This window comes from Streptomyces decoyicus (assembly GCF_019880305.1).
Lineage (GTDB): Bacteria > Actinomycetota > Actinomycetes > Streptomycetales > Streptomycetaceae > Streptomyces > Streptomyces decoyicus.
Genome location: NZ_CP082301.1, coordinates 26,618 through 44,797, shown reverse-complemented (window position 1 = coordinate 44,797; position 18,180 = coordinate 26,618). Strand labels below are relative to the sequence as shown.

The following is an 18,180-nucleotide window of genomic DNA, read 5'->3' as shown; positions in this document are numbered from 1 at the left end:
CTGCCGTCCGGAGGGCCGGGACACCATGATCCGAACGACGCGCATAGCGGCTGAGGGCTGGGTTTGCACGGTCAAGGGGCTCCGGCGATGAAGTTGTCGGAGCCCCGCCTGCGGGCTACTGCCGGCCGGCCGGTCAGGCCGTCATTCTGCCGTCGGCCGTGTGCGGTCAAGGAATACGTGCCGACGGCTTTCTCGCTAGCGGATCAGGCGTCGCCGCGCCGCGCGGCCTGACAGCGTTGCGGTGTTCGGCGTTGCTGCGCTGGGCTTCTTCGAGCTGGTCTTCGAGGATGATGATGCGGCAGGCGGCCTCGATGGGGGTGCCCTGGTCGACGAGTTCCCGGGCGCGGGCGGCGATGCGCAGCTGGTAGCGGGAGTAGCGGCGGTGGCCGCCCTCGGAGCGGAGCGGGGCGACGAGGCGGGCTTCGCCGATGGCGCGGAGGAAGCCCTGTGTGGTGCCGAGCATGTCGGCGGCCCGGCCCATGGTGTAGGCGGGGTAGTCATCGTCATCGAGACGGCCAAACGAGTCGACTGCTGTCATCTCACCTCTCTGTGGAACGCGTGGAGGGGCCCTGGTGCCATTGGCACCAGGGCCCCGAAGGAACTGCTACACCATCTGCCGACCCTGGTACTGCGCCGGCCTTCTGTTTCCGCAGACCCGACCTAGATACTGTCGGGTGCGCGGGGATCGCGGTTGCTTGACCGGAGACCACCTCACTGTCGATGTCCTGCGGTACCCGGGCTCAGTGATTCCGCCCGGGCGATCCTGATGGCGCTCAACTCCTCCGTTCTTCCCTCTTGATCAACTACTTACTAACGGGGACTGCGTACTGCTTGTACTACTGGTGATGCGAACTGCTGGTGACCTGATCAAGCGCCACTCTTCGGCAGCCAGCCCCGTCGCCCATCCTGCGTCTGCTCTGGCTCAGAACCCCACTGCCGAACCTCCCGGTACGCGCGCCCGCAGCCGACGCCTTTACCGAGGAACTACTGACAACCGCACTGCTGGTACTGCGAACTGCACTTACTGAACTGCCACTGCGGTACTGCTCACGGCAGCCCCTGATCACTGCGGGCCACCCGGTCCGGCCGTCAGTCCCGTCGCCTTCCTGCAACCGCTCTGGCTTCGGAACTCCACCACCGCACCGTCCTGCTCACTGCAACTGCGTGTACTGCTGCCCGCCAGTTCGTCTCTGCCGGGCCTCGCTGATCTCGGCTACGAGAGAAACCATAACCACACCACCACCCAATGTCTACTTCAGCCGACATAGATTTTCGTGTGTTCGACGGTGAGGTAATCGGGACCTGTCGGGTTAAGAGGGCGCCGGGCGGGGCGCGAGGGACGGGTAGGCAGGACCGGGCATTGACGAGCCAGAGGCCAGGGTGAACCTGACGATGTGCGTCGACGCCACGACCATCCGCTCCGCGACCGCCGTCGCCGATGCGCGTGACACCACCCGGGCCTTCCTCGAAGCCCTCCGGCAGCCGGCCGTCGCTTCAGAACCGGCCGACACCGCTGTCCTGGTCGTCTCCGAGCTCGTCACCAACGCCCTACGCCACGGCGGCGGCACCTACACCCTCTGCCTGGCCGCCCACCCCGACACCGTCGAGGTGGCCGTCGACGACCCCAGCTTGCAGGCGCCACGCATGCCAACCCCCGGCCTGAACGACGGCACCGGAGGCTTCGGCTGGCCCATGGTCAACCGCCTCGCCCGCACCACCGCAGGGACCCGCTGGCCGTCCGGCGGCAAGACCGTAAGCGCCCTTCTCCCCCGGTAGCGCCAAGGCGGCGACACTGACTGCGCTCACCAACCCCGGGGCCCGGCCGTGGGGACCGACGGGGCAGCGGATGGCGGTAGTGCTGATCTTGTTGAACCGGGGATCACGTCCCGGACGGTGCCCGCCCGAAGTGGAAGCGGTGGCGGCTGGAAGTACGTCGGAGCGGAAAGGCCGCGGATACGCGAGTGGACGGCCCAAGGGCCGCTGCGCACTGGCCTTACCCACGAGGTGGCGAACCTGCCCGAGGACCCCAAGGTCACCGACCGCGAGCGCGCACGAGAGGTTCGAGCATCCACGGTGGCGAGGAGCCGCCGAGCGAGCGGGTTATGGCCGAGCACGGCGCCATGTTCGGCCGCGAATACCGCGTGCAGACCGAAAGCGACCACCCGACCCTGCCATGCGCGACAAGTGAGGTACGGGCATAGGAGCGAGCTTCAGACCCCCCGGCCGGGGACGACCAGGCTCCCGACACCGACGTGGTCGCCCTGCTCATGCGCCAGCACGGCGACATCCGCAACCTCTTCGACGAGGTCGAGGCTGCGGCTGGTGACGAACGTCGCGACGCGTTCCGCCGTCTCGTGCGCCTCCTCGCCGTTCACGAGACGGCGGAGGAGGAAGTCGTCCACCCCTTCGCCCGCCGCAGCGTGCCGGGCGGTGAGCAAGTCGTAAAGGATCGTCTCGCCGAGGAGAAGGCGGCCAAGGAAACCTTGGCGGCGCTCGACGACCTCGATACCGACGACCCGAGGTTCATGCCGCAACTGATGAAACTTCGCACGGACGTCCAGAAACACGCCCGCGCCGAGGAACGCTACGAATTCACCCACATTCGCCGCAGCACCGACGACGCCAATCTTGCCGCGATGGCCAGGGCCGTGAAGGCCGCCGAGGCCATGGCCCCCACCCGGCCGCATCCCGGAGTGGAGTCGGGGGCGGCCAACGTTGCTCTCGGGCCCGTGGCCGCGCTGATGGACCGAACGAAAGGCGTCGTCCGTAAGGCAATGGAGAAGAACGGCTGATCGCGATGGCAGCTCGGGCGGTCGGCCGGCTGTGCGGTGAGGGTGACGGTGGGGTTCGGGACGGTGCCAGCCAGATGCCGCGCGCAAGGGCGCCCGCCCGCCGACGCGACTTGCCAGATCGTCGTCCTTGCCGGAAGGCCGACGCGGACGACGGGACATGGAGCGGCTGATCGGGCGCGCCGCCCCGTTCGTTTGCGGGACTGCGGTCCATGGGTTCATCTCCGGCGACGGCCTGCGCGTCAGCTGCCGCAGACGCATCCTTCGGCGAGCCCGGTTGTGGACTCACTGCCACTTGCGGGTCCGCTGGCACTGACCAACCCCGGCTCCTGGAGTCGCGCCCCGGCCGGGTACGGCGTAGACAGGAGAAACCGGAGCAAGGAGGTGCCATGACGGTGAAGGTCATCGAGGGTCTCGGTGTCACCGCCTGTTCGCTGGGATTCAGGGCCGCAGCAGGCCCGAGCTGGAGTCGGCGGGCCTGCTCGAACGGGCATTTCCCGGGTCCTCCCCACGGCCGCCGGTCCGGAACGGCGGCCGAGAACTGGCGGGGACCGGAGGGACGATGAACAGCGGGCCGCGCCCCGGAGTGGGGCCGGCGGGCCGCGCCCTGGCTCCGTTGCTGGGCGTGGAGGAAGAGTTCTTTCTCATCGATCCAGGCAGCCGGGCGGTGGCATCGCTGGGCAGCCGGGTGGTGGCGCGCGCCCGGGAGACGGTGGGTGACCTCGTCTCGGGGGAATTCGATGAGTGTCAGATTGAGGTGAAAACGCCTCCCTGCCGGGAGGGCGCCGACCTGTACGGCGCACTGCTCGCGGTGCGAGGGGCCGCTGCGGCAGCCGCGCGGGCCGAAGGGCTCGGTATCTGCGCTTCCGGTACACCGGTCATTGGGCGCGAGGGCCCGGCAATCGTTGGGGACCATCCGCGCTACCGGGCGGGCCTGGATCAGTTCGGGACCTTGCTCGATGGATTCGCCATCTGCGCCGCGCACATCCATGTGCATGTGCCCGACCGAGAGATGGCGGTGCTGGTAGGTAATCACTTGCGGCCGTGGCTGCCGCTGCTCGTGGCGATGAGCGCCAACTCGCCCTTTCTGGACGGGCGTGACATGGGGTATGCCAGCTGGCGCACCGTTATCAGAGGCCGCTTCCCAGCCCTCGGAGCCCCGCCGCATGTCGAGTCCTTGGGCCACTATGAGCGGCTTACCGCCGCCCTCCAGGAGTCCGAGGCGATGCTGGATGGCGCCATTCCGTTCTGGGACGTGCGGCCCAATCCCCGGCTCCCCACTCTGGAGATCCGGGCCATGGATGTTCCAGCGGAGGTGGCGGACACCGTCGCACTGGCGGTTCTGATCCGGGCGCTCGTGGTGACCGCCAGTGCGTTGGTACAGCGCGGCCACACCGGCCCCGAGACTTGTAGCGAACTGGTGCGGGCCGCTTACTGGCGAGCGGCGCGCGACGGCTGGCCTGGCAAGGGGGTCGATGCGCTGACGGGCCGGGTCCTGCCCTGTTCCGTGCAGGCCACCCGGCTCGTCGAGCATGTCCGCTCCGCGCTGGAGCAGCACGGGGATCTCGACCGGGCCATGGGGCTCCTGCGCCGGCTCGGCGAGCGGGGATGCGGCGCTCAGCGTCAGCGGGCCTCGTGGCGCCGTCGTGCACACCTGACGGACGTAGTGGACGATCTCGAGCGGCTGACGTCCGGCCGACGCGGAGAGCCGTCGGGAGGGCGTCCGGGACGCGCCACTGTCAGGCCGGCGTGAGTGTGGTGACCAGCACGTCCCTGTGCGCGGGCCGGGACGGATCCAGCGGGCGGATGGGTGACACGCCGTGCAAGGTGTGGCGATCGTCCGACAGCAGCAGACTCGCGGGTTCGTTCAGAGTGGCCGAGAGCAGTTCCGGCCCGTCCGGAGCGAAGACGGTGCTCCGGCCCCCGCTCGCATTGTTACGGCTGACCAGCAACGAAGACACCAGCGTCACTCCGTCACGGTGCCGGCCCTCCGGAGTCGGCTGCCCTTCGCCGCCGGCCCTGGCGACGACCCGGAACGGATGCACCTTCGCGATCCAGCATGCGGCGGAGTCCAGGGCGCCCGCGACGTGTCCGAGAAGCGACACGACCGAGCGGAGCAGTGGGTCCGCCACAAAGGCGTCGGTCAGCGGTTCGAAGTGACGGTTGACGTCCACGTAGAGCAGGTTGCTCCGATCCGGCTGCACGAAAGGGGTGTCCGGTAGCTGGGTCATCTCTCCGGTGGCGGGGGTGAGCGAGAACTGTCCGTAACGCCGCAGTCGGCAGGTGCCCCGTTCGGCGGCATACCGGTCCTGGGAAAGGTCCTCCCAGTGCATGGCGAAGCGCGCCCACTCCTCCTCTCCGGTGCCAAGGTGTGATCTCACGGTGGCTGCCGGTATGAGGTGGACGCCGACCGATCCCAAGGACTCGCGCGCCGCCGCCACCGCGGGCGGAGGCTTCTGGAAGACCGTGGGCTCCGCCGAAGCCCAGAAGCTCTCAGAGTTCTCGTCCATCACACCCTCCTGCCATTCTCTCGCCGGTCCCACAGAGAGGAGGCCTCACCTGTCCTCACGTCTCGCTCCGTGCGGGCTTGCGGGCACGGACGTGCGGCAACGGGGCCGGCAGTGCGCTACGGTCCTCCCGCCAGGCGGCGAGCAGATATCCGGCAAGTCGGCTGTCGAGAAGTCCGGTGGCACCGATGCCGAAGGCGACATCGGGTTCCAGATCCGGCTCGTCCTTCAGCAGACCGTCGACCACTTCTCTGCGGACAATCTGTTCATGGACGGCGTCGGCTTCGACGTGCTCGTCGTAGAACCTCTCCGCAGCGGGGCCGGCACCCGTGCGGCGCATGGCTTCCGCGAGGCGTCGTGATCCTGGCGACGAGGTCACCTCGACCGCGGCGAAGTGACCGACCAGCGCCCCGCGCAAGGACCGATGCAGTCCCAGTAGGGACATGAGATTGACGATGGCGAGCGTCTCGGCGGGCGCCACGTCTACGTAGTGCCCGTACGCGGTTTCCAGGGCGAGGTCTGCCATGAGGTCGGCGAAGAGCTGGGCGTGGATGTCCTCGGCCCGCCCGGCACCGAACTCGTCGAATTCAATGGCGGCCATCCCGGCCTTGGCGCGGCCCCGCAACCGAGGGAGGACCCAGGCGTGCGGGTCGGCTTCCTTGAGGTGGTACAGCGAGCGGAGGGCCGCGTACTCCCTCAGCTGCCACAGTCGGCCTTCACGTTTCAAGTAGTGGCTGACGCTGTTGCCATCGTCGGTGGCGGGCTCGGTCAGGAGGCCGGCCATCGCCTCCTGCTCGCCGAGCGCCGGGACGTCAGCCCGGAGGGCCCGGAGGAACGCCTCCTCCAGGTAGCGCCGCACCGACAGCAGCGTGGGAGCCCATTCGCGGTCGTCGTCCACGCCGTCGAACCCCTGATAGTGCAGCTCGTACAGCACGTAGAGGGCTAGCTGGAGATCCGCCCCGTACGGGCCTGTGCGCTGGATCTCCTCCCGAGTCGGCAAGGGTCCCTCCCCGGTGCGGAGCCACGAGATCACCGCGTCGGACAGGTAGCCGCGCACTTGCGGAAGCTGCGGCCCGCCGGGCCGGGCGGCTCCGAGGTCGTCCTTCATCACTGTTCTCCTTCGCAGACGGCGTCCGCTGCCGGGCAACTGGCGCTGTCTGCGGGGTCGGACGTGTGCTTCGAACGGTTGCGGTGACTGGTGTCGCACCAGGGGTAGCTGCGGCTGCGTCGGCACATGCAGATCGCGACGGTGAAGCGTCGGGAGACGGCTATGGCACCGTCGTCACCGACCACTTCCACCGGCCCCTCCACCAGGAGCGGGCCGTTTCGGACGAGGGTGACGCGGCGTGGACGCTCAGGAGTTCTCGGCACGGATGATCACCAATTCCTCTGTGTCCTGAACCTCGTTCAGCAGGCCTTGGCACCGCAGCCAGGCCAGCCGGGAGCGCAGAATCGGACCGAACGGTATGACCGCGCGGTCGCTGACCGTCGCCCGCAGCCCCGCGGATGTCAGGCGCTCCAAGGTGTCCTGGGTGCCGCACAGTCCGGAATGGACCATGAGCAGGACGCCTCCGGGGCGGAGCGCGCGCGGCGCGGCGTCGCAGATGCGGTCGACGAGCAGCCGTCCGTCGCGTCCCGCGTCCCAGGCGCGGGCCGGCCCCCGGCGCGGGTGGTTGCCAGGTGCGGGGACGTAAGGCGGGTTACTGACCAGCACGTCGAAGGAGCGGCCGCGGACAGCTGCGGTCAGATCGCCGCGACGCACGGTGACCTGCTGCCGGGAGAGCCACGCGTTGATCCTCGTGGACAGCACGGCCTGCCAGGAGATGTCCACGGCCGTGACGAGAGCGCCAAGCCGCGCCGCTCCCACCGCGAGGACGCCACTGCCCGAACCGAGGTCCAGGAGCTCGGTGCCGGCGCCCACATCTTCGCGATACAGGGCGCGCAACAGGAGTCGTGTGTCGTGCTGCGGCAGATAGACACCGGGGAGCGTCACCAGCGGACGTGGTCGGGCGAGCGTGGCTGGCCATGTGCTCATACGGCACCTCCGCCCCGAGAGCCGGGAACGAGGATCTGGATGGTCCGCGTGTTTTCTTCAGCCTGCTAGCTATCCGATGCACCGACCACTCGGGCGCGGTGTGTGGTCAGTGCCTACCCCCAGTCGGGCCTGGCTCGGTCGCGGCGGGAGAGCCGGTCGTTCACCGCCAGGGCTTCGTAGTGGCGCGCGGCAATTTCTTCAACCGCTTACTGAAGACGCGACGGTCTTTCCGTGGCGTTCATCGCGGGTGCCGTTATGGGGCTGGAGTGCCAGTCACGAGCAGGGCAAACCGGACCTGGGGCTGTCGCATCGCGCGCAAGGTGCTGAAGGAAAAGGCGCCCGGTGGTGCCTGCGAAGGGATGGGTGCAGCCTGAGAACAGCGCTTTCGGAAAATTGCCAGGAGTTCGTCATGATTGTGATTCTCGGAGTCATCCTTTTGATCGCTGCGGTAGTCGTCGGTGTCGCCGCAGTTGTGGCCAACCTGGGTGGCGCACACGAGTTGACATCAGCATTCAAGGTTTTCGGTTACCACATGACCGGATCCACCGGCACGTTGTTCCTCTTCGGTGCCATCGTCGGCGCGGTGGCAGTGCTCGGGTTGAGTCTGCTCCTCGGCGGCATGCGCCGAACCGCTCGCAGGAAGCATGCAATGCGTCAGGGGGGCAGGGGGAAGCGCCGCGATGCAACCGCTGTACGCACGGGCCACGACGACCGCGTCGACCACCCTGACACGAGCGACCCGGTAACAGCCGCACAGCGGGACAGCGCCTCTCCTCGGGGTGGCCGATCCGACGGCGATGGGCACCGCCACAAGCGACACCTGTTCGGACATCGGCCTGCCCGGCGGTAGGTCATGAGCCGGCCCAGCCGGGCGTCATCGCGCACGCTCTGACGTCTGCTGGGACAGGCGGGTCACGTATGCCGACTACAGCGCAGTGCCTGTTGCGGTTTCGTGGGGCTTTATGGCATGGGCATAACACACGGTGCATTTTGTCTGCCGAGTCGAGCCACTCGAATGCAATGTGTGCGATTATTGCTTCTAGTAGCTGGGCGCGAGAAAGAGGCGAATCGTGAGCGCGAGCGAAAAGGCGAAGGCGAAGGTCGAGCAGGTCAAAGGCACAGCGAAGAAAGAGGCCGGTCGATCCGTCGGTAATGAGGGCGCGATTGCCAAAGGTCAGGCGAAGCAGAGTAAGGGTGCTGCCCGTGAGGCCAAGGAGAAGGCCAAGGACACTTTTAAGAACAGAGGCTGATTGCATGGAACGGTAGGTAACGCTCCGAAACTCTGTGTTGCCGCCGACGGTCACGCATTCGTTATCAGCCCGCATGGTGGGGTGCCGGGCGGCTGGTGGACGGAGGGGGACCGGGCGCACAGCTTCCGGGTGAGTTCGTCAGAATCCGACCTAGCTGGCAGGGCCGCTCCAGGCGACGCAGTGGTCTTGTGTGTCCGGGCGAGGATGTCATGGGAGATCTGAGGCGTGCCCGGACATCCTCACAGTTTGCGGGTGTCGCGGGGCTCGGCGTAGGGCTCGTCGCCTGGAGGATGGCCGCTGTCAATGGCACGTCCGCGCTCGAGTTCGGCGTTGAACTCCAGCCCGAGCAGGATTGCGATGTTGGTGAGCCACAGCCAGATCAGCGCGACGATAGGGGTGGCGAAGGTGCCGTAGGTCTTGTTGTAGCTGCTGAAGTTGGCGACGTAGAGGGCGAACAGTGCAGAGGCGATGAGCCAGAGGACAACGGCCAGGACGCCGCCGGGCAGTACGCGCCGGATTCGGCGTCTGACGTTCGGGGCTGCCCAGTACAGCACCATGACACTCAGAGCGACCAGGATGAGCATGACGGGCCACTTGGCGACGTTCCACACGGTCACTGCCGTGTCGCCCAGCCCCAGGATCGACCCCATCTTCTTGGCCACGGTGCCGGTGAACACGACCCCGACCGCGGTGAGGGCCAGGAGGATCACCACGGCTACGGTGATGCCGAGACGGACCCACAGCGCCTTCCACACAGGCCGGCCCTCACCGATGTCGTAGACGACATTGGACGCGCGCATGAAGGCGGCGACGTAGCCGGAGGCCGACCACAGAGCCAGGGCAACACCGATGATCAACGCGAGCAGGGCCTTGCCCTGACCGCCCTTCAGCTGCTCCAGCACGGTGGTGAGGATGCTGCGCACGGACCCGGGCGCGATGCTGGAGAGGTTCTTGATCAGTGAGTCGATGGTGGAAGGACCCAGCAGTCCCAGAACGGACACCAGAGCCAGCAGGGCAGGGAAGATCGCCAGCACTCCGTAATAGGTCAGGGCAGCCGCCCAGTCCGTGAGATTGTCCTCCTTGAACTCCCGCAATGTGCGCTTCACGACGCCCCTCAACGAACCACCGTCCGCGGCACCTTTCCGGGAGGGGCGACCGGTATCGCCGTCGCCGCCCTCGCCGACGTGGGAGCGACTCGCACTGCCACTGTCGCCGCTCAGGCGCCTGTGAGCGCCACCACCGTGGTCAGCGCCGTCGGCGTCGTGGCCTGCGCGGTCCGGGCCATCAGAGGGGGGCGTTGCCACCATGACTCCTTCCTCGTTGCAGCGTCGGCAGTCGCGACGGCCGACGCGCTCAACGCGCTCTGCTTCGCACGTTGAGACGGTCGACAGGCAGCACCCCCATCACACCCGCTGAGCTGGATGCCGGCGACTGGATGGCACCCACTTGGACCAGCTGACCCCACCCACAGGTGGAATGGAGCACCGCGCAGCGGAACCTGTGGCCGACGATCTGACCGGCCCACAGTTCCGCGTTCACAGGTCGCCGGGTGATTGCCCCTGAGGTTCGGCTAGGTGCTTTGTCGTGCAGGCTGTCAGCGGTCGCCGTCCCTCCAGCTCCAGGTGTTGCGGGTGTGGCGGCGGCGGAGTCCGCCACCAGTGCTGCACCTGTGATCCGTTAACGACGGCCGCACCGCACAGATCGCACAGAGCGGGTAGTTCCTCGTCTGGATCACGCTCGTTGCTCACGCGGCGGTTTTGGTCCCGCCCGGGCGCTACTGCCTTGCGGGGCACCGGCCCGGAGTGAACCGCGGCGCCCTGCATTCGTGAAGTTCTCGCTGAGCTGCTTGTGGCTCAAGCGGTGTCGCGGGCCCTGTGCCCGCCGGGCGCCCCGGGAGAGGGGTGGGGCACAGGGCCGCCGGCCGATGGTGGCCAGGACGATCACGGCGGGTGCGGTGCGTTCTGTGCCCATCGTCCGCGCCGCCCGTGCGGGAGACGTGGGCGACACGCCCGGCCCTCGGGCTGGTGCGCACTCCGTCGCCGAGGAGCAGTACCTCTGCCGATGAAGCTGTCGGCGGCGGCTGCACAGACAGCCGGGGGGCGGTGTAGCGGCTGTGGCTAGTGCATAACGGCCCAGTGCGACGCCTGCGACCGGGCACGCCGCAGCATTCCGCGGATCTGCTCCGCGGGGCGCTGCTGTTCACCGTGCAGGGCGTTAAGAACGATCAGGCCACCGGTAAGCGCCGGGACCGCCCACTGCATGCAGGCGAGGTGTTGCTGGGCTTTGTCGGTGTCGAGGGGGTGCTGCGCCGCCTTCTCCACATCGTCGGGGCTGTCGGAGGAGGAGAGCTCAATCTTTTTGCCGAGGATGCGGGCGTAGGCGGTGGCGGCCAGGGCGGCGCCGGTGAGAGCTGTTTTGGCAATGGTGGAGGCGGCCACACCCTGTTGGGTGGCGACCCGGGCCGCGTTGGCGGCCAGCAGTCCGCTGCTGCCGACCAGGTGAACGGCGATCGCCGCGGCGTTGACCGGCGTCCATTTCGCCCATCCCGCGCTGGCGATCCGGGCGGTGTTCCGCCACGTGCCGCCCTCAGCCTGAGCCGCACTGTTCACGCCGACCGCTCCCATCAGGGAACCACCGAACCACGCGGCCAGCCCCAGATCGTGCATACTGCGCAGCCCGGTATTGCGTTCCGACATCTGTTCGCTCCCTCACGATGCACACCCTGGCCGGCAAGGTGCCGACGTTCACACCGTCGCCCGCCCCACAGCGGCGTGCATGCGGAAGGGGTGCGAACGGATCACTTACTCCTTCCGCCAGTCACCACCGATCCCGCGCCCCAGCGGATGATCCGCAGCAACCGCTGCCCTCTTCCTCACCCATCACATGAACCCGCACTCGCTCGGCCCCCAGCACAGCGTCCCGCCGGACGGGCGGCTCTGCTCGGACAAGCCCGGCTCGACGAGACTGCGCGACCTGCCGACCGGCCTCAATGAGTGGGCGGGGCACCCCAGTTCGGGAAGCCCTGAGATGCAGGCTGTCGACAGCGGCTGGCCCGTGCGCGGACGGCCTACGAGTTCCTGACATCGTCGCCCCGGCCCATGACCTTCTGCGGCAGGAGGGCATTGTCGTGATCGACTACGGAACGATCCAGCAAGTCTGGTCCGAGAACACCGGCTCCCGATGATTCGCCCCGGCCCGTTGCCTGCGCGAGCGACGGCCCGCTGAGCCGCCCCGACGATCAGCCGGTCTGTGCCGCTGTTCGGCCCCCGCGCGAGCCGTGGCGAGGCGGTAGGAGTCGGTGCCGGGCCATATGACGATGCCGTTGAAGGTGGGCCAGTCGACGATGGCCGCGCGGAGACGCGGATCCGTGAAGGTCTTCGTGAGGGTATTTCGCTGGCCCTCATAGTCGCCGAAGCCTTGGTGAACAACGTGCGCCGAGGCACCCCAAGTCGCTACGAGGCTGACTGGAAACGCGCGACCCGCCGCCATCGGCTGCTGACGGAACTTCTGGTACGGGCCCGACAGCAGCCCGTGCTTGCACCGCGCATCGTGCCCACGGCCGAATGCATCCCGCGGGCCTTCGCTGCCGCAGTGAACGCCCTGATGTGAACCCTCCTCTTCTTGAAGGAAGGCGTTTCTCGCCCTTCAGAGCGATCCGACCGAAGGCCACCCCGCGGGCCCGAACGACTACGCACCTAGGAGTTGGGGAGCGTCCGAGTGCGGGGCTTTGGAGCCCCCTTTTCGGGCCCCGGCGGCGTGCTGGTGGGCGCGGACGACGGTGGAATCGACGGACACGAGCCAGTCGATGTCCCCCGTCTCGTCCGCCCTGGCCTGGGCGGCCTGGAGCATTCGCTCGAAGGTGCCGTCCAGGGCCCACCGGCGGAAGCGGGTGTGGAGTGTGGCCCACGGGCCGTACCGCTCGGGCACGTCCCGCCAGGCCGTGCCGGTCCGGAACTTCCACACGATCCCGTTGAGCACGGTGCGGTCATCCAGCCGCTTCCGGCCCCGCAAGGATTCGGGCAGCAGTGGCCGGACGAACTCCCACTCAGCATCAGACAGTTCATGGCGACGTATCACCCGACCATGATCCACCACCCGAGATCATTTGAAGACACCCTAGTGCCGCATCAGGCAAGGTTTGCCCTGTGGAACACAGCACGTGAGCGTTCGTCGTTGGTGTGGCGGTTTCGCCAGATGATGTAGCGACGGATCATGCTGCCCTGTTCTTTGTGGCTGGGATGGCCGGTGCCGTCGAGGGCGAAATAGCGCAGGGCGGTGAACTGGGCCTCGATGCGGTTCAGCCAGGTAGCGGCAGAACTCCAGGAACTTCGACCGGTTCTTGGTTTTCTTGATGTGGCCGTAGAGCTTGCCCTTGGCGAGGTCGTAGGCGGCGGAGAGGTGCCGGACCCCGTGGGGGGCGAGTGCAGGTTGCCCGCCGCCTGGACCTGGGCTTGCGCTCGGGATCCTTGTACCTGCCGCCGCGCTCGGCCCACTGCCGGCCCGGGTGCGGCTGGAGGTTCAGCGGACCGAACTCATCCAGGCAGAACACCACCTCGGTCTCACCGTCCTCGGGTATGACCTCGCCGTCGGCGATCGCGTACAGGTGCTCCACCCGCCCCTTCTTGGCCGCGTAGACCGGGTCGCGGTAGGTCTTCCAGGCCTTTATGCGTGGAAAGGAGATGCCTTCTCAAGAAGCGAAGTGAGGATCGACTCGGAATGTGTCCACAGCAGCGCGCCGCCGATCCCCGGTACGACACGGTGATGAGCACCGGGTATACGGGTAGCGAGCAGTGCTCCGTTATCGGGCGAGTGGCTGGCGTCCCGTTCGCCGTACCAGATCTCGACCGGGACAGTGATCTCGTCGAGGGCGAACGGCCACCGCCCCATGGACAGGACCGTGTCGCGGGCGTAACCAGCAGCACCTTGAACAAAACCCTCGTCCAAGGCCCTGCGGTAAACAGCCGCGAAATCAGGATCCTGATACACGGCGAGGTCGCACCCTGGACTCCCGGCCATGACCATGTCCCACATCGCATCCGCAGTGAAGCCCGCGAAAAACTCCTCGGCGCCGACCGGGTCGCACGCGGTCCGCTCAACCAGGCCACGCAGGTCCGCAGCCAGAGCGGAAGCGAACTCCGGCGCGGCGACCTCATCCGCGCCGGAGACGACAGCCAGTACCGAGGCCACACCCTCCTCAGCGCAGGCGAGAGCGAACGGCGCGCCTTGTGAGTTCCCGACCACAGCCGGATGCCCCAGCCCTCGCAGCACGCAGAGTTGCCGAATGTCACCAGCGAAGTCGGAGAAGGTCCGGCCGGGCGCAGGTGTTGAGGCACCGAGTCCCGGGCGGTCCACAGAGACAAGACGCACTCCAAGCGCCTCAACGACCCCTGCGCCGAAGCCGAGCCACCGGCTCGTAGCCGCACCCGGAGACAACAGAACGGGCACCCCGTCCAACGGCCCCCACTCGGCCCAACCAAGCAACCGTCCATCACACAGACGACTCTCACCGAGCCGGGCAGGATTGTCGACGTACACAGTCATGATCCACATCATGGCCATGGAGCAGGGCGTCTCGCACTCGGCTTTCGCCGTAACCCCGTACAGGGCAAACGTTTCCTGATGCGGCACTAAGGGCTGTCCCGTAATCCCTGGCGCCCGCCAGGGATTACGGGACAGCCCTTAGATGCCTTCGACGGCCCACATCCGCAGCCGGTTGGAGAGGCTTCTCCAGTTGCCGTACTCCACCAGCAGGTGGGGCCTCCTGGTCACCGGTTGCAGATGTCGCAATCCGCACCGAGCCAGAAGGCCCTCGTCCCGTTTCGGTCCGCTCACGGCGTGTCGGCAGTCACCAAACTCCGCGCGCCAACTGAACTAGACCGGGCCGTCCTTGCCGCACAGATTCTTGACTTCGTCGGCAGTCATGTCTTTGGACTGGAACCTGATGATCTTGTAAGTGATGTCCGACTCGACGTTTTGGAATTCGCGCGGCCCAACGGCGGTGTACTTGTTCGCCTCGCTGAAGGGGTTTGTATTATCGACGCCTGCGATCTTCCAAGTCCCCTTCGCCTTCTGGGTGACGGGAACCTCCTCGAACCAGCCGGTTTGATGGGGGGTCAGTGTGCCGGTGAGCGCACTGCTCACGGTGTTCGACTTGAACCAGCTCTGCTCGACTTTCGCTGTCGCCCCAAGGCCTTCGATCGACAGGCCGACGGTGGTCGATTGGCCGGTGGTCTGAGCCTCCTCGTACTTCTGTGGAGCCTTTTCGGTGGCGGAGCAGTTCTGACTCGGCGTCCCCACCCTCGTCGCCGTACCGTAACTCGGCTCCCCGACCTTTTCGAGGGGCACGAAGGTGCACGTCTCCCCGCAGCCGGAGAGGTACTTGGCGAGCCCCTCGGGAGTGGTCCAGTCGTCGGTGGTCTCGGGGACGGAACCAACCCCGGAGTCCGGCATCAGACTGCCGCCGCCGCCAGGCGAGTCTGCCTGCGCCGGGGTGATGGTCAGACACAGCGCCGCCATGACGCCCGCTGCTCCCACCGTGGCCGCCTTCAGCCGCCGGCTGCGTATTCTGCTGCTCATGTTTGTTTCCCTTACCTTCCACCTGAAGTGCGGATTGCGTCCTGCGATTCCGTTCACGACTCCGGGCGAGGCCGTCCAGGCAATGCGGAGCCCGTGGTGAGCGAGGTGTGCATCAGCTCCGAACCCTCCGGGAACGGAGTGCTGCCGCCGGCCACGCAGCAGAAACGGGTTGCCACCGCGACCGGCACAGGACAAGGCTCTGCCACGTCGCTCACGATCGGCTCATGCCACGCTCATGCGGCGTCGGCGGCCTGATCCGCAGCGCACCCCCCTGGCGCGCACCGCGCGGCGGCGATCACCGGCGTCGGCCCTCTGCTGGCTGTCACCAGGAGAAGGCGGGTGAGGACAGCGTCCGACGGGTGTGGACCGCCATCGCCCTGCACAACACCCCGGGCATCCCCGAGTTCATGGAACCGGAGGTGGCGCTGGTAACCGCAGGTGTGGAGTACGAAGTCCTCGGCATTGGCTACCACCACATCGACGAGGCGGCCCGCACCGCAGTCGTCGCGACGGCCAGCGCCTCGTCACCTACCAGGCTCCGCCCGGCACCCCGGACCACGACGCGATGCTGCTCCTCGACATGGCGAGCCCCGAGGAGGCTGCGCTGCTCGAGGGGGCCGAGCGGTAGGGGGCGCGCCGCCCGCCCGCACCCGATCCGCCCGTCCGTCCAGGAGGCAATCCTCCTGGACGGATGGGCGGATTCGTTTTTCGCACCGGAATACGGAAAACCCGGCACTTGTCGGCGCGGTGCAATTCAGCGAAGGCCGCCGCCGCGGTATCGGCGGGCGTGGCGCGGCGTTCGTTGTGCAGCTAGGTGCACAACAGCTTGCTGCACGCGGTGTCGCACGGGAGGTCGGGGCGCAGGTCGCGGCCGGCAACACGGACATCCGCGGCGTCAGGCTGGAGGGCTTGCTGATCTCCGGGCGCCAGGAACTCAGCCTCGAAGAGCCCGTGTTCGGCCAGAGCGTCACCGATGCCTGCATGGGCCGGGACGCCACCGTGGCCGTGCTCCACGACCTCGCGGCCGAGACCCGTCAGCGCCGTGCCGTGACGGCCGCGGCGCGCTGACCCCCTGATCACCGTCCGCCCCGTGACTCGCCGGAAGGAAAGGAGAGCGAGCATGCTGGATATCCCCGCGCTGGGCCCGACCGGGCCCTACCGGACGCGGAACCGCACCACCGTGCCGGACGCACCTGATACGCCGGGAGGTCCCGTCCTTCCACAAGCCGGTTGCGGCGCCTTGCGCGCAGCTTCTGGGCCCACCGTCGGGCTTGCTGAGCCTCCTCGGTTGCAGCCTCGGGGGTTGCGCTGGCCGGCGCCGCTCCAGTTGAAGGCGTTCTGAAATTTCTCGTGGCCGTCCCAAAACTTTCCGTTCCAAGCATCGAAGGTCCAGGACGGGATCGCCCCCAAGCGCTGTCGCCGGTCCTCTGCGAGCTTTCCCTGTCGGTGGGCGGCCCGCTGTGAGTAGCACCAAGTACGCAGGTCAACACCCTGGATGAGGATGCCGTCCGGGACGCGGCAGTGCCCGAAGCGTGCCTGGAAGCTCTCCAGGGTGGCGTGCATCCGATCCCATTTGTCGCTGACGGTATCGCGCTCGGCTTTGGCAAAAGCGCTGCCGAGGCGCTCGGCTATCCAGGCATCCGACAGTTCTTTGGCCTGCAGGGCACCTGCTTGAACGTAAGTCTCAGCGGTGGTGGCAGAGATGAAACCGAGGAGCACAAGGTGCTCGACCACTGCGACCGCGACCTTGTAGGGGTGGGCGTCCTTGTCGACGGTGATGTCGAAGCCAGGGTCGACCTTGGTGAGGCCGTGCTCCCGGACGGGGACGACGGTCCAGCCCGAGTCCCTGAGGTGGCGGGTCTTCGCAATGTCGCGCTCCAGGCCGCCGGGGCGGCCGTGGAAATATGCGCCGTCGAATTCGACGACGAGCCGGCGCCCCGGGTCTGCGATGTCGACCTCTTCCCGCGCTCCGCCGTCGACGAGTGCCTTGTTCGGTTCCGGATCGACGGTCAGGAAACGGCTCAGCTCGGCCTTGAGCCGCAGTTCGGGGCGAGAGGTGCGGACGAGCGAGCAATCAGGGCAACCGGTGCCCTCCCTCGTTGCGCTTCCGACGCGGTCGGAGACGGCCGCGGGCCAGGACGGATGCCCGGGATTGTCGAGGCAGTCCCAGATGACGGTCTTGCTGCTGGCCAGCGACACCTGTTCCGGAGTGAGGGGAAGGTTCCGCTCCTTGTTCCACGACCGGACCAGGTCCGGGCGGTGGATGGACAGGCGGTTCTCATCGGTGACCCGGAAGGCGAGCATCGGACGGCGCGGGCACTCGGGGCACTTCGCCGGAAACCTCTCGCGGGTGCGTGTACTGACTTTCGATGGATAGGAGGGATGACTGCCTGTCGGACACTTCCCGAACCACGCCCTCGCGCTTGAGCTGACCGAGACGTCATCAGGGGTGTGCGGGTAGTTCTTGCCGTAGTCCCGGTCCTCGGCCACGTCCGGACGACACATCGCGAGGCGGTTCCCGTCGTGCAGGTGTGCCGTCGACGGAGGGTCCGCATCTGACCGAGGCACGAGCACCCGCTTTCGTGCCGGGCACTCCGGATACTTCAGCGGATTCTTGCGCGTGCGCTGTTCGATTTTACGCTCGAAGGAAGGGTGCCCCGCTCGCTCTCACGCTGCTGGCGCAGGGCAGCAATCCTCCGACCGTGGCCGCAGAGCGGTGGCCACCCGCTCTGACTCATACGGTCCCACCTGGCACAGGTCGTAACCCGTGTCCTGGGGCGTCCAGCCGAACCGGTGAATGGCTCCCAAGGCCATGTCGGAGCCCTGAATCCGGGGGCGTCCACACAGTCTGTGAGACGCGTGTGAGAGCACGTGAGACGAGAAGCCCCGCCGGAATGGTCCGGCGGGGCTTCTACGCGCGGCGGGCAGGCCATCGCAGACCAGGGCGATCTTTCTGGGGTCTTCGCTTCGAGCCCGAAGGGCAGGCAGCGGAGCTGCGTTGTTTGGATGCCTACAGTGTGCGG

At 67.5% G+C, this 18,180-nt stretch carries 17 protein-coding genes and 4 pseudogenes; 8 read left to right on the top strand and 13 right to left on the bottom strand.

Features of this window, described 5'->3' with window-relative positions:
• Window positions 1-166: 166 nt before the first annotated feature.
• Window positions 167-538 carry a MerR family transcriptional regulator gene (locus K7C20_RS00210; RefSeq protein ID WP_245171275.1) on the bottom strand — a complete coding sequence of 124 codons (372 nt, stop codon included), beginning with the start codon at window positions 536-538 and terminating at the stop codon, window positions 167-169.
• Between the two features lie 854 nt (window positions 539-1,392).
• On the opposite strand from K7C20_RS00210, the gene K7C20_RS00205 reads away from it, so the two are divergent.
• The 3 genes from K7C20_RS00205 to K7C20_RS00195 all read left to right on the top strand — a co-directional run bounded on the left by K7C20_RS00205 (window position 1,393) and on the right by K7C20_RS00195 (window position 4,542).
• A complete protein-coding gene (locus tag K7C20_RS00205; RefSeq protein ID WP_030075392.1) occupies window positions 1,393-1,776 on the top strand; it encodes an ATP-binding protein in 384 nt (127 codons plus the stop codon).
• A gap of 491 nt (window positions 1,777-2,267) precedes the next feature.
• Window positions 2,268-2,792: a hemerythrin domain-containing protein gene (locus K7C20_RS00200; protein ID WP_078953272.1), complete on the top strand. Its 525-nt coding sequence runs from the start codon at window positions 2,268-2,270 to the stop codon at window positions 2,790-2,792.
• A 622-nt stretch (window positions 2,793-3,414) separates the two neighbouring features.
• On the top strand, window positions 3,415-4,542 hold the full coding sequence (locus tag K7C20_RS00195) for a carboxylate-amine ligase (RefSeq protein ID WP_209443948.1): 1,128 nt from the start codon (window positions 3,415-3,417) through the stop codon (window positions 4,540-4,542).
• Here K7C20_RS00195 and K7C20_RS00190 read toward each other — a convergent pair.
• The 4 genes from K7C20_RS00190 to K7C20_RS00175 all read right to left on the bottom strand — a co-directional run bounded on the left by K7C20_RS00190 (window position 4,529) and on the right by K7C20_RS00175 (window position 7,331).
• Entirely contained in the window at window positions 4,529-5,299 is a 771-nt protein-coding gene (locus K7C20_RS00190) for a 2OG-Fe dioxygenase family protein (protein ID WP_078953259.1), read from the bottom strand. The genes K7C20_RS00195 and K7C20_RS00190 overlap by 14 nt on opposite strands.
• Before the next feature lie 55 nt (window positions 5,300-5,354).
• Window positions 5,355-6,404 carry an iron-containing redox enzyme family protein gene (locus K7C20_RS00185; protein WP_053209396.1) on the bottom strand — a complete coding sequence of 350 codons (1,050 nt, stop codon included), beginning with the start codon at window positions 6,402-6,404 and terminating at the stop codon, window positions 5,355-5,357.
• The gene (locus tag K7C20_RS00180) at window positions 6,404-6,589 is read right to left on the bottom strand and encodes a CDGSH iron-sulfur domain-containing protein (RefSeq protein WP_343236134.1); all 186 of its coding nucleotides are present in this window, start codon (window positions 6,587-6,589) and stop codon (window positions 6,404-6,406) included. The genes K7C20_RS00185 and K7C20_RS00180 overlap by 1 nt, the downstream gene beginning before the upstream one ends.
• 61 nt (window positions 6,590-6,650) lie before the next feature.
• Window positions 6,651-7,331: a HemK2/MTQ2 family protein methyltransferase gene (locus K7C20_RS00175; RefSeq protein WP_053209397.1), complete on the bottom strand. Its 681-nt coding sequence runs from the start codon at window positions 7,329-7,331 to the stop codon at window positions 6,651-6,653.
• 409 nt (window positions 7,332-7,740) lie between these two features.
• On the opposite strand from K7C20_RS00175, the gene K7C20_RS00170 reads away from it, so the two are divergent.
• Both K7C20_RS00170 and K7C20_RS00165 read left to right on the top strand, forming a co-directional pair.
• A complete protein-coding gene (locus K7C20_RS00170) occupies window positions 7,741-8,181 on the top strand; it encodes a hypothetical protein (RefSeq protein ID WP_078953261.1) in 441 nt (146 codons plus the stop codon).
• Window positions 8,182-8,401: 220 nt separating this feature from the next.
• Window positions 8,402-8,581 carry a CsbD family protein gene (locus tag K7C20_RS00165; protein ID WP_078953262.1) on the top strand — a complete coding sequence of 60 codons (180 nt, stop codon included), beginning with the start codon at window positions 8,402-8,404 and terminating at the stop codon, window positions 8,579-8,581.
• A gap of 239 nt (window positions 8,582-8,820) precedes the next feature.
• On the opposite strand, the gene K7C20_RS00160 is transcribed toward K7C20_RS00165, so the two are convergent.
• The 7 genes and pseudogenes from K7C20_RS00160 to K7C20_RS00135 all read right to left on the bottom strand — a co-directional run bounded on the left by K7C20_RS00160 (window position 8,821) and on the right by K7C20_RS00135 (window position 15,157).
• Window positions 8,821-9,687 (bottom strand): YihY/virulence factor BrkB family protein, encoded by an 867-nt coding sequence (locus tag K7C20_RS00160; protein WP_342452580.1) that lies wholly within the window; start codon window positions 9,685-9,687, stop codon window positions 8,821-8,823.
• 1,011 nt (window positions 9,688-10,698) lie between these two features.
• Window positions 10,699-11,277 (bottom strand): hypothetical protein, encoded by a 579-nt coding sequence (locus K7C20_RS00155; RefSeq protein ID WP_030088119.1) that lies wholly within the window; start codon window positions 11,275-11,277, stop codon window positions 10,699-10,701.
• Between the two features lie 556 nt (window positions 11,278-11,833).
• A pseudogene (locus K7C20_RS00150) lies at window positions 11,834-11,962 on the bottom strand (IS21-like element helper ATPase IstB); the annotation flags it as partial.
• A gap of 306 nt (window positions 11,963-12,268) precedes the next feature.
• Entirely contained in the window at window positions 12,269-12,658 is a 390-nt protein-coding gene (locus K7C20_RS00145; RefSeq protein ID WP_030088120.1) for an IS5 family transposase, read from the bottom strand.
• A gap of 50 nt (window positions 12,659-12,708) precedes the next feature.
• Window positions 12,709-13,268 (bottom strand): annotated as a pseudogene (locus tag K7C20_RS39170) (IS630 family transposase); the annotation flags it as partial.
• Entirely contained in the window at window positions 13,244-14,122 is an 879-nt protein-coding gene (locus K7C20_RS00140; RefSeq protein WP_209443949.1) for an alpha/beta fold hydrolase, read from the bottom strand. The pseudogene K7C20_RS39170 and the gene K7C20_RS00140, both read right to left, overlap by 25 nt.
• 330 nt (window positions 14,123-14,452) lie before the next feature.
• Window positions 14,453-15,157, bottom strand: coding sequence for a hypothetical protein (locus tag K7C20_RS00135; RefSeq protein ID WP_030088124.1), 705 nt, complete (start codon window positions 15,155-15,157; stop codon window positions 14,453-14,455).
• A 341-nt stretch (window positions 15,158-15,498) separates the two neighbouring features.
• Between K7C20_RS00135 and K7C20_RS37900 the strand changes: the two are divergent.
• The 3 genes and pseudogenes from K7C20_RS37900 to K7C20_RS00130 form a co-directional block, all read left to right on the top strand.
• Window positions 15,499-15,666: pseudogene (locus tag K7C20_RS37900) on the top strand (diguanylate cyclase); the annotation flags it as partial.
• Window positions 15,657-15,785: pseudogene (locus K7C20_RS39355) on the top strand (transcriptional regulator); the annotation flags it as partial. The pseudogenes K7C20_RS37900 and K7C20_RS39355, both read left to right, overlap by 10 nt.
• A gap of 119 nt (window positions 15,786-15,904) precedes the next feature.
• Window positions 15,905-16,225: a DAHP synthetase I family protein gene (locus K7C20_RS00130; protein WP_030088126.1), complete on the top strand. Its 321-nt coding sequence runs from the start codon at window positions 15,905-15,907 to the stop codon at window positions 16,223-16,225.
• An 87-nt stretch (window positions 16,226-16,312) separates the two neighbouring features.
• Here K7C20_RS00130 and K7C20_RS00125 read toward each other — a convergent pair whose 3' ends face one another.
• Window positions 16,313-17,647 carry a zinc-ribbon domain-containing protein gene (locus K7C20_RS00125; protein ID WP_160328728.1) on the bottom strand — a complete coding sequence of 445 codons (1,335 nt, stop codon included), beginning with the start codon at window positions 17,645-17,647 and terminating at the stop codon, window positions 16,313-16,315.
• Window positions 17,648-18,180 lie beyond the last annotated feature (533 nt).